This is a genomic window from Clostridium psychrophilum, assembly GCF_018861705.1.
GTDB classification, from domain to species: Bacteria; Bacillota; Clostridia; order Clostridiales; family Clostridiaceae; genus Clostridium_AD; species Clostridium_AD psychrophilum.
Window position 1 is genome coordinate 1 of record NZ_JAHLEC010000078.1, and the last position, 15561, is coordinate 15561.

At 28.8% G+C, this 15561-nt stretch carries 10 protein-coding genes, 7 tRNA genes, 2 rRNA genes and 1 pseudogene; 17 read left to right on the forward strand and 3 right to left on the reverse strand.

Translation table 11 applies throughout. The features are described from left to right. From KPL38_RS13885 to KPL38_RS13965, 17 genes and pseudogenes are all read left to right on the forward strand, one after another. Nucleotides 1–99, forward strand: a 23S ribosomal RNA gene (locus KPL38_RS13885); the annotation flags it as partial. 183 nt (nucleotides 100–282) lie between these two features. Further along, a 5S ribosomal RNA gene (gene rrf, locus KPL38_RS13890) occupies nucleotides 283–399 on the forward strand. Nucleotides 400–408: 9 nt separating this feature from the next. After that, nucleotides 409–485: transfer RNA gene (locus tag KPL38_RS13895), tRNA-Ile, on the forward strand. 3 nt (nucleotides 486–488) lie between these two features. After that, nucleotides 489–564: transfer RNA gene (locus KPL38_RS13900), tRNA-Ala, on the forward strand. 111 nt (nucleotides 565–675) lie between these two features. Continuing rightward, nucleotides 676–1173, forward strand: a complete 498-nt coding sequence (locus KPL38_RS13905) for an HDIG domain-containing metalloprotein (RefSeq protein ID WP_216289749.1) — start codon at nucleotides 676–678, stop codon at nucleotides 1171–1173. A gap of 128 nt (nucleotides 1174–1301) precedes the next feature. After that, nucleotides 1302–1817, forward strand: coding sequence for a transcription repressor NadR (locus KPL38_RS13910; protein WP_216289750.1), 516 nt, complete (start codon nucleotides 1302–1304; stop codon nucleotides 1815–1817). 62 nt (nucleotides 1818–1879) lie between these two features. After that, nucleotides 1880–3043, forward strand: a complete 1164-nt coding sequence (locus tag KPL38_RS13915) for a DUF362 domain-containing protein (RefSeq protein WP_216289751.1) — start codon at nucleotides 1880–1882, stop codon at nucleotides 3041–3043. Between the two features lie 5 nt (nucleotides 3044–3048). Beyond that, nucleotides 3049–5778 (forward strand): UPF0182 family protein, encoded by a 2730-nt coding sequence (locus KPL38_RS13920; protein WP_216289752.1) that lies wholly within the window; start codon nucleotides 3049–3051, stop codon nucleotides 5776–5778. A gap of 257 nt (nucleotides 5779–6035) precedes the next feature. Then, nucleotides 6036–7433: an NAD(P)/FAD-dependent oxidoreductase gene (locus tag KPL38_RS13925; RefSeq protein ID WP_216289753.1), complete on the forward strand. Its 1398-nt coding sequence runs from the start codon at nucleotides 6036–6038 to the stop codon at nucleotides 7431–7433. Next, a pseudogene (locus tag KPL38_RS13930) lies at nucleotides 7434–7709 on the forward strand (DUF1667 domain-containing protein); the annotation flags it as partial. Nucleotides 7710–7744: 35 nt separating this feature from the next. After that, a complete protein-coding gene (serS, locus tag KPL38_RS13935) occupies nucleotides 7745–9022 on the forward strand; it encodes a serine--tRNA ligase (RefSeq protein WP_216289755.1) in 1278 nt (425 codons plus the stop codon). Nucleotides 9023–9193: 171 nt separating this feature from the next. Then, nucleotides 9194–9284 (forward strand) — tRNA-Ser (locus KPL38_RS13940). A 30-nt stretch (nucleotides 9285–9314) separates the two neighbouring features. Continuing rightward, nucleotides 9315–9405, forward strand: a tRNA-Ser gene (locus KPL38_RS13945). Between the two features lie 118 nt (nucleotides 9406–9523). Further along, nucleotides 9524–9614 (forward strand) — tRNA-Ser (locus KPL38_RS13950). A gap of 29 nt (nucleotides 9615–9643) precedes the next feature. After that, nucleotides 9644–9734, forward strand: a tRNA-Ser gene (locus KPL38_RS13955). Nucleotides 9735–9973: 239 nt separating this feature from the next. Further along, nucleotides 9974–10050 (forward strand) — tRNA-Arg (locus tag KPL38_RS13960). Nucleotides 10051–10297: 247 nt separating this feature from the next. Next, nucleotides 10298–12391 carry a methyl-accepting chemotaxis protein gene (locus KPL38_RS13965; protein ID WP_216289756.1) on the forward strand — a complete coding sequence of 698 codons (2094 nt, stop codon included), beginning with the start codon at nucleotides 10298–10300 and terminating at the stop codon, nucleotides 12389–12391. A gap of 18 nt (nucleotides 12392–12409) precedes the next feature. Here KPL38_RS13965 and KPL38_RS13970 read toward each other — a convergent pair whose 3' ends face one another. The 3 genes from KPL38_RS13970 to KPL38_RS13980 all read right to left on the reverse strand — a co-directional run bounded on the left by KPL38_RS13970 (nucleotide 12410) and on the right by KPL38_RS13980 (nucleotide 15324). Further along, entirely contained in the window at nucleotides 12410–13294 is an 885-nt protein-coding gene (locus tag KPL38_RS13970; protein WP_216289757.1) for a phosphatidylserine decarboxylase, read from the reverse strand. Between the two features lie 46 nt (nucleotides 13295–13340). Then, nucleotides 13341–14942: an ABC1 kinase family protein gene (locus tag KPL38_RS13975; protein WP_216289758.1), complete on the reverse strand. Its 1602-nt coding sequence runs from the start codon at nucleotides 14940–14942 to the stop codon at nucleotides 13341–13343. A 70-nt stretch (nucleotides 14943–15012) separates the two neighbouring features. Then, nucleotides 15013–15324 (reverse strand): phasin family protein, encoded by a 312-nt coding sequence (locus KPL38_RS13980; RefSeq protein WP_216289759.1) that lies wholly within the window; start codon nucleotides 15322–15324, stop codon nucleotides 15013–15015. Nucleotides 15325–15561: the final 237 nt, after the last annotated feature.

The following is a 15561-nucleotide window of genomic DNA, read 5'->3' on the forward strand; positions in this document are numbered from 1 at the left end:
AAGTAAGACTCCTGGAAGACCACCAGGTTGATAGGTTAGAGGTGTAAGCATGGTAACATGTTCAGCTGACTAATACTAATAAGTCGAGGGCTTGACCAAGATAGATTAAAGCAACAAAAAATATTAATACTGCGATATCTCTCTTTCGTAAGAAAGAGATAAAGCTTCGAGCGTTAGCGAGAAGATTAGCACTGTGCAATTTTGAGAGAATATCTCATAAAGTATATTGACAAGTTAACTATTGCTTGGTATACTTCTAATGTAATGTTAATAGTTTATAAATCTGGTGATTATGGCCTGAAGGTAACACCCGTTCCCATACCGAACACGAAGGTTAAGCTTCAATGCGCCGATGGTACTGCAGGGGTAACTTTGTGGAAGAGTAGGTCGTCGCCAGATTAAAAATATGGATCTTTAGCTCAGTTGGTTAGAGCTACCGGCTCATAACCGGTCGGTCTGGGGTTCGAGTCCCTGAAGGTCCACCATATGGGGATATAGCTCAGCTGGGAGAGCACCTGCCTTGCACGCAGGGGGTCAAGGGTTCGATTCCCTTTATCTCCACCAAAAAACAGTCTAATTAGACTGTTTTTTTTATTCCATTTATGATATAAACTGTATATATATTTAAATTAAAACAGAGAAATCATGTAATTTAAATATGAGGGGAGAGCTAGATTGTCACTATATAGAATAAAGCAGTTTTACAGATCAATGGTTGCTAGAATTAATGATAGAGATATAAGCTTTCTAGAAAAAAATTTAAAACCTTATGAATTACAGTTATTTAATCAATTACCAGTTTATGAACAAAAACACTGTATAAATGTAGCTAGAGATGTGTTATTGACTTGCAATCAAAGAAACTTGAAATCTGATGTATTAATAAAGGTTGCATTGTTACATGATATAGGAAAAATATATAATAAAATGAACCCAATAGAAAAATCTATAATGGTTATAATGAATAATATAACAAATGGAAAAATCAGAGCAGGTTGCAAAAAAAATAAAAATGTTAATATGTATTATAATCATGGAATTATAGGATATAATTTATTAAAAAAATATGGGTATGATGATAGATTTTTATTTTTAGTTAAAAATCATCATAATGATAATATAATAGGTGATATAGAGTTAGACTTATTAAAAGAGTGTGATGATAAAAATTAAGAAGCTAGTAAATAGTTTCTTTTTTTATTTTTAAGTTATATTATTGAAAACATATATATTGAAAAACAATTCTATTAATATATAAAGAGTGATAAAATATAATTAAATACATATAATAGGAGGATAAAATGAATTCAAAGGAAAGACGAGAATATATTAGAAACCTATTGATTGAAAATAATATTACATACAAGGGTCAGTTTTTAGCAGAGCAATTAGGTGTTACAAGACAAGTTATAGTGAAAGACATCGCAATTATAAGAGCAGAAGGAATAAATATAATTGCTACACCAGAAGGCTATTTAATATTTAATGAGGAAAGTAATTATGTAAGGAGAGTAATAGCAGTTTCTCATAGAAGAGATGAAATTTATAATGAACTTGAATGCATTGTTAAATTTGGAGGTATAGTTGAGGACGTAACAGTAGAGCACCCTTTATATGGCGAAATAAGAGCAATGCTAATGATAAAAACTATTATGGACATTGAAAAATTTACAAAAAAATTTAAAGAAGCTAGTGCTGAGCCATTATCATCTTTAACTAAAGGGGTACATCTACATACCGTAAGGGCAGATAATGAGCAAATTATAGATTCTATAATAAAAGAATTAAAGGATAAGAATTATTTAATATCTGATTAATATCTGATTAATATCTGATCAAAATATTCTTAATATAATTAAATATTAAAGGAGTAATTATTATGGAAGACGTAGCACTGTTAAAATGTATTAAATATGATGTTGATCTAATAGAGAAAAAGTTGAGGGATGGTTTTGATTTACTAGGAGGAGATAAATTTTTAAAAAAGTTAATACCATTGGATAGTAAAGTTTTACTAAAACCTAATATGTTAAGTGTTGAAAATAAAGAGTCTCCAGTGGTAACTCATTATGCTGTTTTTGAAGCTGTAATTAGGATTGTTAAGGAATATTCTAATAATATTAGTTTTGGAGATTCCCCTGGTTTTGGCGATTCGAAAAAGGCAGCAGAAAAATCTGGACTTATGGAAGTTGCAACTAAGTATGGAGTTAAGTTTGAAGATTTTAAAGAATCAGTACATATAAGATTAGATAACTCTATTTTATGTAAATCTTGGAACATTTCTAAAGCAGCCTATGAAGCAGATGTTGTTATATCATTACCAAAACTTAAAACACATGCAATGGCTTATTATACAGGTGCTATAAAAAATCAATTTGGTTGCATACCAGGAACACAAAAAGCAACTTGGCATACAAGAATGCCTGATGCAAATAATTTCTGTAAAATGCTTTTGGATTTAAATACTGCAGTTGGGACTAATTTTGCAATTTTGGACGGTATAATTGCAATGGAAGGCAATGGACCTAAAAATGGGCAACAATATAAACTAAATACTTTAATTATGGGACAAAGTCTAACGGCTGTTGATTCAACTGCTGTTAGACTTATAGGTTATGATGACCCTCTTGATACGCCTGTATTAAAAGAAGCATATGATAGTAAATGGGGAGCTGTGCTTGCGTGTGATATAAACGTACTGGGTGAACAAATAGAAACTATGAAAGTAAAGGATTTTAAGTTATGCAGAAAGGGAGGCAGTTTTTATTTTATAAATCCGGGAGTAACTAATTTCCTAAGAGGAATGATAGCACCAAACCCAACACTTATTAAAGAAAAATGTATAGGATGCGGTAGATGTGCTGAGGTTTGTCCAGAAAAGCCGGCAGTTATTGAAATGATACCTAATGGGGACATATTAAATCCTAAATGGAATATGCATGAATGTATTAGGTGTTTTTGCTGTCAGGAATTATGCCCTGTTGGAGCTATTGAAACAAAATATTCGAGTTTAGGTAAATTATTAAGATTAGATAAGAGGTGAGTTTTTTGAGAAGAAAAAAGATAATAGCTTTTATTATATTATCAATAATACTTATTATTATATTTTTCTTAGGTAATATAGTTAACCTAGCTGTAAATATACAATGGTTTAATGAAGTTGGCTATTTATCAATATATTTCACTAAATTAACATCAATTTTAAAATTAATGTCACTAGTGTTTATAGTAAGTTATATAGCATTATGGACATACTATAAAATGTTTAGAAGAAGCATTTTAAGATACAAAAAAGTTGATGAAGTGAGTAAAAACAAAGGAAAATTAGAACATAAAGTTAGTATTTTAATAAATATAATATTGTCTTTTATAATTTCGTTTACCTTTGCAACAAAATATTGGTATAAAGTATTACAGTTTATTAATTCCACAAGTTTTAATACTGTAGATCCATTATTTAAAAAAGATATTTCGTTTTATATATTTAAACTTCCACTAATAGAGTCCCTATACAAAGCACTTATAATGCTTTTATCAGGATTAGTAATTATTAGCATAATAATATATATTATATTAAATGTAAGGGATTATACGTTATACCCTCATAAAAGAAATAAAACCTTTATATTTAAGAAGATTAAAAACATAAAAAATTTTAGTAGTGGAGTAACTAAATTTGCTAAAAAACAGCTTGCTATTATATTCTCATTAATATTAATATTAGTATCTTTGGGATATTTAATAAAAGCTTGGAATTTGGTATACTCACCAAGAGGACTAGTTTTTGGAGCAAGTTATACAGATGTACATGTAACATTAAAGTTTTATAGAGTGATAGCATTAGTGTCTTTAATTGCAGCTATAATTACATTCATAAGTTTTTTAACATGTAAAAAGAGACTTATAATTGTAGCTATAATTGTAATTGCTACATTAATTGTGGGAGAACGTATAACATCGATTACAGTCCAAAAATTTAAAGTTCAATCAAATGAAAAAACATTAGAAAAACCTTATATTCAATATAATATAGATAGCACAAGAAAAGCTTTTAATATTAACAATATAGAGGAATTACCATTTGATATAAAAAACAATTTAACTAGAGAAGACATTACTTCAAATAAAGATACTATTGATAATATAAAAATTAATTCTTATAAACCAGCATTAGAATTTTACAATCAATTCCAATACCTTAGGTTTTATTATGGATTTAATGATATAGATATTGATAGATACAATATAAATGGAAAATATAATCAAGTATTTATAGCACCAAGAGAAATTGATTTAAATTCACTAAAAGATAACTCAAATACATGGCAAAATAGACATTTAGTTTATACCCATGGATATGGTGTGGTTATGAGTAAACTTAATTCTGTAACTAGTGGAGGTCAACCTGATTTTGTTATTAAAAATATACCTCTTGAAAATAAAACAAGTATAAAATTAAATAATCCTAGAATATATTTTGGTGAAAGTACTAATGATTATAGTATAGTTAATACAAAAATTGGAGAGTTAGATTATCCCAAGGGTGGAGAAAACCAGATGAATAGCTATGAGGGAAAAGCTGGTATCAAAATGAATTTAGCAAATAGACTCTTATTTGCAATAAATAAAAAGGATGTTAATTTTTTATTATCGGATGATATAACTTCTAATAGTAAAATATTAATTAATAGAAATGTAGTTCAAAGAGTAAAAAAAATTGCACCATTTTTAACTTATGATACTGATCCATACATGGTTATAAGTGGCGGAAAGTTATATTGGATTTTAGATGCATATACAACATCTACTAAATATCCTTTTTCACAACCTCGTAGTGGAGTAAACTATATTAGAAATTCGATTAAGGTTGTTATTGATGCTTTAAATGGAATTCCACGGTTTTATATAGTTGATAAGAGCGATCCTATAGCTATTAGTTATTCAAAGATTTTTCCAAAGTTATTTAAGAACTCTGAGTCAATTTCTAATGGTATAAAGGAACATTTTAAATATCCAGAAGGATTATTTAGTATGCAGTGTAATGTACTTGATAAATATCACATAACTGATCCTGGGGTATTTTATAGTGGAGATGATGTATGGTCTATAGCAAACAATCAGAAAGTTGATGGTAAAACTGAAAAAAATGAAGCTTCTTATTTAATGATGAAATTGCCCAATAAAAGAAAAGAAGAAATGGTTTTAATCGAATACTTCGATACCAAAGGTAGAGATAATATGGTGTCTTTATTTGCAGTAAGGATGGATGGAGCTAATTATGGTAAAATGGTTTTATACAAACTACCTCCAAAGCAAACGGTATACAGTCCAGTATTATTTAAACAACAAATAAATCAGGATGCTATAATATCAAAGCAGTTATCACTTTGGAATACTGTAGGTTCACAAGTTGAATTTGGGGAAACATTAATAATCCCGATTAAAAATTCACTACTATATATAGCACCTATGTATTTGAGGGCTACTGGTGAAAAAAGTATACCAGAGATGAAAAAGGTTATAGTGTCTTATGGTGATAAAATAATTTTGGATGATAATATAGAATTAGCATTAAAGCAAATTTTTAAGGATACTAATAAAAGTGATATATCTAAAACAGTTGGTAATGACGTTACAGATGTAAACTTACTTAGAAATATAAAAATTGCTAAAGACTTATACAATAATGCAGTAGAAGCTAAAAAGAATGGTAAGTTGGCTGAGTATGAGGCATATATAAAGCAATTAGGTGATATATTAAATAAAATAAGTAAGTAACAGGTCTAAATTTATTTATTATAATCAATTGATTAATGTTCAATGTAAAAATGTTTAGAATATAATACAGGGTATAAAACTATAATAATAGGTTGCTAATTACTATTTTTTTGTAAATAAGAAGAGGAATAGATTACTATTCCTCTTCTTAAATTAAATATTTCAAAAAAATCCAATATATTGCGTCGTATGTTAAAAAAAAGGATATAATAATAATGATAAGGTAAAATCGTTTTATCTTATGGTGGAGGTTTACAATGGATTATGATGTTCTTATTTTGGGTGGAGGTCTAATAGGATGTGCTGTGGCTTATGAGATCTCAAAATATAACCTTAATATAGCTGTTATTGAAAAAGACTATGATATAGCTGATGATGTAGCATTAATAAACACTGCTATGATTTATGATGGTGTTGAAAGTGAAGATACTCTAAATGCTAAACTTGAACGTATGGGAAATAAGATGATGGATATTATAAGTGCAAAATTTAATGTCCCATTTAAGAGGTGTGGTTCTTTAATAATTGCTCAAACAGATGAAGAAGTTAATGTAATCACAAAAATATATAAGAGAGCAATAGATAGAGGAATTAAGGATGTATCCATTTTAGAACCAGAATACATATACGAAATGGAACCAAATTTAAATGTAAATATAAAAAAAGCTTTATATTCTAAAAATACAGGTGTGATTTGTCCTTTTGATTTAGCCTTGTCATATGGAGAAGTAGCGTTTGATAATGGTGTAAAATTCAAACTAGAAGAGGAAGTTTTGGATATTCAAAAGATACCTAAAGGGTTTAGAGTCATAACCAATAAAAATAAATTCACTAGTAAACTAGTAATAAATACAACTCCTTCAGAAAATTATAGTATAGTAAATGAAAAAAAAGTTGAGGTAAACAAGAATGAAGGAATATTAAAATATATACTTTTAGATAACAATGAAGAGGCTAGACTATCTCATGCATTATTTATAATTAATTCAAAAGGCGAAAGAATTTATACACTTCCAACTTTGGGTGGTGATACTGTAGCTGCTATTAGTACAAAAGAGAATGTAAGTTATAAGGAAGTAGTAAATAGAGTATCTAAAATAACAAGTGGAGTAGATGATATTGATGTTAAAATGTTTTTGGATTGGCCTTTTTTTGAAGAACCTATGGTAATAGATGATAGTGCAATAGATGATGGACTTATTCAAATTAGAGGGAAGCACTACGGTCAGGTAACAATGACACCCGCTATAGCAAATATTGTATGTGAAAGTGTAATGAGTAAGATGAAATGTAAGCTTAAAAAGGATTTTAATGATAAAAGGCGAGAATATTATAAGTTTAGAGAATTGTGTGATGAGGAAAGAAAAAGAATTATTAAGTTAGATAAAAAGTATGGTAAAATAATATGTGGATGTGAAAAAGTGACTGAAGGAGAAATAGTAGATGCTATAAGGAGACCTTTGGGTGCAAGAACAGTAGAGGGAGTTAAAAGAAGAACAGGGGCTGCATTTGGAAACTGTCAAGGTGCAAATTGTTTGAATAAAGTTGTCTCTATTTTAGCGAGAGAAACTAATAAGAAGATGACAGAGATATCTAAGGACTCAAAGAATTCTAATATTGTATTATGTAGAATAAAAGAATTCGATAGTATGTAGGGGATGAATTATTTGGTAGAAAAGAATTTTTGTAATAATGAACATGAAGCAATATTAACAACTTTAGTTAGAATAAAAGGTTCTGACTTATGTAATGTAGTTTCAGTTAAAAGTAGTAAACCTATTGATAAGGGGTTATGGGTTGAATGTTCAAAGGCATTAAGTAGAATACATGTTGGTCCACCATTAAAAATAGGAGACGTAGTATGCAAAAATGTACTTAATACTGGAGTAGATATTATATGTACAAAAAATATAGAAGTAAACAATATATAATTAAATTTATTTAAAATATCTAAGGAGGAATAGTTATGTTAGATTTAAAAATAATAAGAAATAATCCGGAAGAGATAAAAAGATTAATGAAGAATAGAGGAGAAAACTTTAAGTTATCATTGATTGATGATGTTGTGACATTTGATAAGAGAAGAAGAGAAATATTAATGGAGGTTGAAGAGTTAAAGAATAGAAGAAATACAGAATCTGCACTTATACCAAAACTTAAGAAAAATGGAGAAAATGTAGAAGAAATTATGATTGAGATGAAAAAACTTTCAGATCAAATTAAAAACTTTGATATTGAACTATCTGATGTGAATGAAAAAATTAAAGATTGCATGCTAGGTATTCCAAATATTCCAAATGTAAATGTTCCGGAAGGAAATACAGAGGAAGACAATGCTGAGGTAAGAAAGTGGGGAGAACCGAAAAAATTTAGTTTTGCAACTAAAGCTCATTGGGATATAGGAACAGATAATGATATTTTAGATTTTGAAAGAGGCGGTAAGATAACAGGTTCAAGATTTACAGTGTATAAAGGCCTTGGAGCAAGACTTGAAAGAGCATTAATAAGTTATTTCTTGGATCTTCATGTGGATACCAATGGATATACTGAAATATTGCCTCCATACATGGTTAATAGGCAAAGTATGATAGGAACTGGACAATTACCTAAGTTTGAGGAAGATGCGTTTAAAGTGTCAAATACGGACTATTTTTTAATACCTACTGCAGAGGTACCCGTTACAAATATTTATAGGGATGAGATATTAAATGGGAAAGATCTTCCTATAAAACATGTAGCCTATAGTGCTTGTTTTAGACAAGAAGCAGGTTCAGCAGGAAGAGATACTAGAGGGCTTATAAGGCAACATCAGTTTAATAAAGTAGAATTACTTAAATTCACAAAGCCTGAGGATTCTTATGAAGAACTTGAAAAGTTAGTTGTAGATGCAGAGTCAGTATTGCAGGGACTTGAGTTACCATATAGATTAGTTAAAATATGTAAAGGAGATTTAGGATTTACAGCATCATTTAAATATGATATTGAGGTATGGATGCCAAGTTACAATAAATATGTTGAAATATCAAGTTGTAGTAATTTTGAGGATTTCCAAGCTAGACGAGCAAATATTAAGTATAAAGATAACAAAACGGATAAAGCAAAATATATTCATACATTAAATGGATCAGGAGTAGCAGTAGGAAGAGCACTCGCTGCAGTTCTTGAAAACAATCAAAATGAAGATGGATCGGTAACTATACCAAAAGTTTTACTTAAGTATATGGGAGGACATAAATTAGTTTAAAGTAATTTATTTAATTATTAAACATACATTATAATAAGTAAATAACTTATATATAATTAAGTTGTTTACTTATTTCAAACTATAGTTGAGAACTGATATTTAAATATCAAATTATAAATGTGTTGACATACAATATTTATCTTGATATAATAAAACCTGTTGTTAGTATATGGAGGGATGGTCGAGTTGGTTTAAGGCACCGGTCTTGAAAACCGACGTACGTGAAAGCGTACCGTGGGTTCGAATCCCACTTCCTCCACCATTTTTTAATAATGATATAAAATTAAGCCATGGAGAAATACTCAAGTGGCTAAAGAGGTGCCCCTGCTAAGGGTATAGACTGGGCAACTGGTGCGAGGGTTCAAATCCCTCTTTCTCCACCAAGAATATCTAACAATTGTTAGATGTTCTTTATTTTTTTAAAATTAAAGTTAGAAAAATCAATAAATATATTGACATGGTATAAACATGCTGATATAATGAATCTTGTCGTCGAGACATGGAGGGATGGTCGAGTTGGTTTAAGGCACCGGTCTTGAAAACCGACGTACGTGAAAGCGTACCGTGGGTTCGAATCCCACTTCCTCCACCATTTTTTATAATGACATAAAATTAAGCCATGGAGAAATACTCAAGTGGCTAAAGAGGTGCCCCTGCTAAGGGTATAGACTGGGCAACTGGTGCGAGGGTTCAAATCCCTCTTTCTCCACCAAGAAACATCTAACAATTGTTAGGTGTTTTTTATTTTATTATACAAATATTTATTATACTAAGTTGAATAATATTTTGTTGATTTTTTAAAATAAAATTAGGATATTTTTTTATGAATATGGTTGTTCTAGAGTAGAGCTACAAATATTTAAATTCTTAGATAAGAATTTAAATATTTGTAGTTTATAAAAATCACTTTACTATTAACGGATAGTATGATAGTATATTAATGATGTTTATGCGTTGGTAGCTCAGTTGGATAGAGTAGCTGGCTACGAACCAGTTGGCCGTGGGTTCGAATCCCTTTCAACGCACCATAAAAACCCAGTAACTGTAATAGTTGCTGGGTTAAATTATTTTTTGAATGTTGGTTATGTGATAATAATGTTATATAAACAACTAAACTTATATTAAATTAATTATGCATTAATACAAAATATTATATAAATTGAAAATATATTACAAAAGCTAAATTGTATGTTAATATATATATGAATCATTTTCAGTTAACTTAAAGGTGATAATATACTGTTAAATTGTTTAAACATAAAGGGGGGTGGCATAATGAATTTAAAAAATTGGAACATTATAAAAAAACATGAGAGTAAAGGCAACATAAAAGGTATGTCAATAAGAAAGAAAGTACCTTTTCTTATTGGAACATTGATTATTATACCAATGGTTATAATTTGTATTGTTACATATATGAAATCATCAACAATAATATTTGACCAAAGCAAAGCTGAGATGATATCTACAAAAAAAAGTGCAATAAACACTATTTCTGTTATGTTAGAAAAGCAACAAGCCCAGGTACAAGCTATATCAAACACCAAGCAAATAAATGATATTATGACATTAAAAAACAAAGCTGATTCTACAAAGCAATATGAAAACGTATTAAAGCTAAATAATAATCAATTCTCAAAATATATTTCTAATAATAAGAATGTTGAAAGAGTTTATTTAGTTGATACAAAAGGTAACATAATATCAGATAGCAATAAAACATCTTTAGGCAAAAATGTATCAGGTGAGAGTTATAATTCTTCTAGCTTAAATGGTGTGCAAGCTATAAGTGAAACTGTTAATTCATCTATAACAGGTCAATCTGTTATGGTGTTTACAAGTCCTATAAATGATAATGGCAAAATATTAGGGTATGTAGCAACCTCTGTATACCCAGAGAGTTTTGCAAAATATATTAAAGATATAAGTTTATCTGGCAGTAAATCAAGTTATGCTTATTTAGTTGATAACAAAGGTAAAATATTGTACCATATAAATAAAGATAAAATAGGGAAAAATGTTGAAGATTCATCAATTAAAAATGTAGTAAACAATGTTATTAATGGACAAAAGGTTCAAGCAGGTACAACGGAGAATACATCCAATAAAATTAAGAATTTTTCGTCTTATGGAATTGTACCAACTACAAACTGGACATTGGTTATTTCGGGAAATATTAATGAAATTAGGCAGCCAATAACTCAGTTAATGCATAGAATGATAACTATAGCAGTAATTGTAAGTATATTTTTTATAATAATTGGTATAGTTTTATCAGGATTAATAGTAAATCCATTAACAAAATTAACATTATTAGTTGATAAGACTTCCAAATTGGATTTAAGTGATGATGAGGAAAGTGAAGATTTAGTTAAAACCGATGATGAGATTGGAACAATATCTAGAGCAATAGTTAATATGAGAAAAACGTTAAAAGGTGTTGTGGGCGATTTAATTGAAGCCTGCGAAAATATAAGTAAAAATGTGTATACTGTTGAGGAGCTTACAGGCATTTTAAAAGGCGAAGCAGAGGAAAGTTCAGCTGAAACTGAAACTTTATCAGCTGGGATGGAAGAAACAGCCGCAACAGCTGAGGAAATTTCTGCTTCTTCAGGAGAGATGAAGAATATGGTTAATACAATAGTCGAAAAAGCTTCAGAAGGAACTAATATAGCTGAAAGTATTGTTCAAAAAGCGAATGGAATAACTATGGGAACGACTGGATCTAAGGAAGAAAGTGATAAGATTTACAATGATATAAAGAAGCAGTTAGAGGTTGCAATAGAAGGTTCTAAGGCCGTCGAGAAAATACATGGACTTGCAACTTCAATATTGCATATAACTAGCCAAACTAATTTGTTAGCACTAAATGCTGCTATTGAGGCTGCTAGAGCAGGTGAGGCAGGAAGAGGATTTGCAGTAGTAGCAGATGAAGTTAGAAAGCTTGCAGAGCAATCAGGTGCTACAGCAGCTAATATTCAAAATGTAGTTAAAGTTGTAAATGATTCTGTAAAAAATCTATCCAATAGTTCTACTAAAATGCTTGAGTTCATGGATGAAGAGGTTTCATTAAATTATGAGATTATTATGGGCACAGGAAAAGAATATGTAGATGATGCAGAGAATTTCAATAGGTTTATGAAAGAATTTGATCAAACTGCAAAACATTTAAATGCATCCATAAATGGAATTTCAATTGCAATAGATCAAGTAGCAGGTACAGTAAATGAAGGCGCAGAGGGTATATTCAATATATCAGATAAGAGTATAAACATTGTAAAAAAGTTGGAAGTAATAAAAGATACTACAGGTGGCAATAAAATTAGTTCTGAAAAATTAAAAGACATTACTTCAAGATTTAAAATATAATAAAAAAGGGCTGAAAATTTATTTCAGTCCTATTTTTTCGCCCATGACCACAGAAGTTTCAAAACCTAATTGTGTTTGAGTTAGTAAATCTTCATCAATATGTACAATGTTTCTTTTGAAAAATAGAATTACAGTGGAGCCACCAAATTTAAAGTATCCTTTTTCAGCACCTTTCATAATTCTAGAATTTGATTTATAACTTTGAATAATTGATCCTACACAAGTAGCACCAACTTCCATACATATGACATCCTCAAAATTGTCTGAGTGAAATATGCTCCATTCTCTTTTATTTTGACAAAATAATTTATTTATATTTTTTAAGGCTATAGGGTTTACAGAATAGTAGTTACCTTTAATATGTGTTGTTTCACTGCACATTCCATTATCTATAAAATGAAACCTATGATAATCAGTTGGACATAGTCTAAAGATTAAGCAAGTACCTCCATCATATAAATTATATATTTTATTATTTTGAAGGAGTTCTTTTAGTGAATATGAAAAACCTTTTATTTGAACTATATTATCTAAGTTAATGTTATCATAAGCAGAAAGTTTTCCATCACAAGGTGAAATTAAAATGTTATTGTTTTTATCTATTATTCGTGAATTTGGGTTTAAAGGTCTCGTAAAAAATTCATTAAAAGTCGAATATTGATCATAAGTCTTTTTGTATTCAGACATATTAATATTGAAACTTTCTATAAAATTTTTTATTTTTTTAGAACTTAATTTTGTGTCACAATAATAACCATATAATTTTGAAAAAAGCTTTTTCTTTATTAATAATTCCACTAGTCTTTTGCCATAAGGAGAAGAATAGCACCAATTCAAATATCTTTCTCCAGCCACTTGTTCTATTTCATATTTATTTTCTTTTCTATTGTAATATTTAATCATTAAAATACCTCTTTTTTTTTATTAAATTAATTAGTATATTTTAATTTTATAACATTCCAGATTTTATTATGGAGATTAATAACCAAAAACCCATAAATCCGGCAGCTAAAAACCCAGTTATACCAATAAGTGATATATTATATATTTTAGGTCCTATATTTGAATTTAGTATTGTAGAAGAACCTATAATTGTAGATGAAATAATAAGAGCGAATACTAATCGATTTATACCTTTATTTAATTCGCTTATTGGTTTATTTAAATTTTTATGCTCGAGTTGTAGTTTAGCTCTTCCACTTATAAGGCTATCAGACAATTCTATGATCTTTGAGGGAAGTCTAAATGAATCTTTCATAAATGAATATGAATGCATTAGTAGAGTATTAAAATCTAAATTCGTAAATAATGAAAATTTATTATTTGCTTTTACATAAGGAATGGCTACATCAATTATTTTTATATCTGGAGAAATAGTAGCTATTACACCTTCTAAAATTACAAGAGCTCTTATCAGAAGTGTAAAATCACGAGGCAATCGTATGTTATTTTGACGAGCTATATCAAAAATTTCAGAAAGCATAACTGAAATCTGAATATTACTTAAGGAAACCGAAAGGTAATTTAAAAGAAGATAATTTATATCTTCATACAACCTATTTCTATTTACATAACCTTTTTTTATGCCTATTGATAAAAGAGATGAAATCATTTTATTTATGTCATTAAAAGCAACTGCTGATATCATATCATTTAGTGCTAATCGCAATGAGTTTGATAGAATTCCCATAATCCCGAAATCTAAAAAACAAATTTTATTACCATATATGAATATATTTCCAGGATGTGGATCTCCATGGAAAAAACCATCTTGCAGAACTTGATGTAAGTAAGACAATGCTAATTTTTTGCCTAAATCATCAAGATCATAGTTGCCTATCAATAGTTTTTCCATGTTATCTACCTTAAAACCATAAATTCTTTCCATTGTTATAACTTTAGTACTAGATAACTTTTCAACTACATAGGGTACATATAAAAATGCAATATCTTTATTGCAATCTTTAAATTTATTAATATTTTTAACTTCATTGTTAAAATTAAGTTCTAGTTCGGTTGTCATAAGTATTTCATGTAAGGCCTCTTCGGGGTCTATTAATGTTTCGGAAAATTTTGATTTTGTAAGTTTTACTATGCGTTTAAGTATAGAAATATCTAATTTCATTTTTTCTGCAATATTTGGTCTTTGTATTTTTACTACAACTTCTCTGCCATCTTTTAATGTAGCTTTATGTACTTGAGATATAGAGGCAGATGCTAAAGGTTTCTCATAAAACTTCTCAAAACAATCAGTTGTAGACATTGAAAATTCATCAAAAAATATTTTATTTATTGTTTCAATACTTTCAGGAGGTGCATTATCTTGAAGCTTTGAAAGCTCTACTATATAATTTGGAGATAATAAATCTGGTCTTGTACTTAATATTTGTCCGATTTTTATAAAAGTAGGTCCTAGTTCTTCAAATGCTTTTCTTAAATTTTCCGGAAGCTTATTTTGTTTATTTAATTTATGGTCTACAATATATCCAAAGCCATAAGATCCGAGGACCTTAACAATTTCTTTAAATCGATTAACAGAATTTAGTCGCATTTTATACCTCACTTAAAAATAAAAGTCCTAGTAAAAATATTAGGGCTTTTTTTTGTTAATATTTATAAATTTATGAATGGGTCGTTTCTAAATTTGATAGTCTTTTGTTTATATTTTCTATATCTTGTTTGGTTGCAAATTGCATATCTGAGAGGAGTGAAATCATATCCTCTTTTGTCAAAGCTTTTTTATCTTTTTTTATAGTGTTCGTTTCTTTTGTACCTTTTATGTTCCTTTTTAGCTCCTCAGATAAATCTTTACCTTCGTCTAAGGTTAACTTGCCTTTTTTTACAAATTCATCAATTAGAACTGTAGCTTTTTCATAAGTATAGGCGGCAGAACCAAGCCCTGCTAGAAAAAAGTTTTTTATATCATTATTCAATTAGAACACCTCCAAAGTATAGTATATATAATATATTATATACTATTTCATCTATTAAAATTCTTTTATTAAGTAAACATCATATTAATTTGAGAATTCATTTAAATATATTTTAAATAGCTATGAGTGTCAACTGAATTTGAAAATGTCCCAAAAAGTTTTAATTATTAGCACCAGCAATAGCTGGTGCTTTATTACGTTTTTAACCTATTTTGGGGTATAGCAAACACATCTTAA

Coding starts and splice junctions, on each gene's coding strand:
- KPL38_RS13910 (WP_216289750.1), top strand. CDS start 1,302: ATGAATTCAAAGGAAAGACGAGAATATATTAGAAACCTATTGATTGAA.
- serS (WP_216289755.1), top strand. CDS start 7,745: ATGTTAGATTTAAAAATAATAAGAAATAATCCGGAAGAGATAAAAAGA.
- KPL38_RS13915 (WP_216289751.1), top strand. CDS start 1,880: ATGGAAGACGTAGCACTGTTAAAATGTATTAAATATGATGTTGATCTA.
- KPL38_RS13965 (WP_216289756.1), top strand. CDS start 10,298: ATGAATTTAAAAAATTGGAACATTATAAAAAAACATGAGAGTAAAGGC.
- KPL38_RS13975 (WP_216289758.1), bottom strand. CDS start 14,942: ATGCGACTAAATTCTGTTAATCGATTTAAAGAAATTGTTAAGGTCCTC.
- KPL38_RS13925 (WP_216289753.1), top strand. CDS start 6,036: ATGGATTATGATGTTCTTATTTTGGGTGGAGGTCTAATAGGATGTGCT.
- KPL38_RS13970 (WP_216289757.1), bottom strand. CDS start 13,294: ATGATTAAATATTACAATAGAAAAGAAAATAAATATGAAATAGAACAA.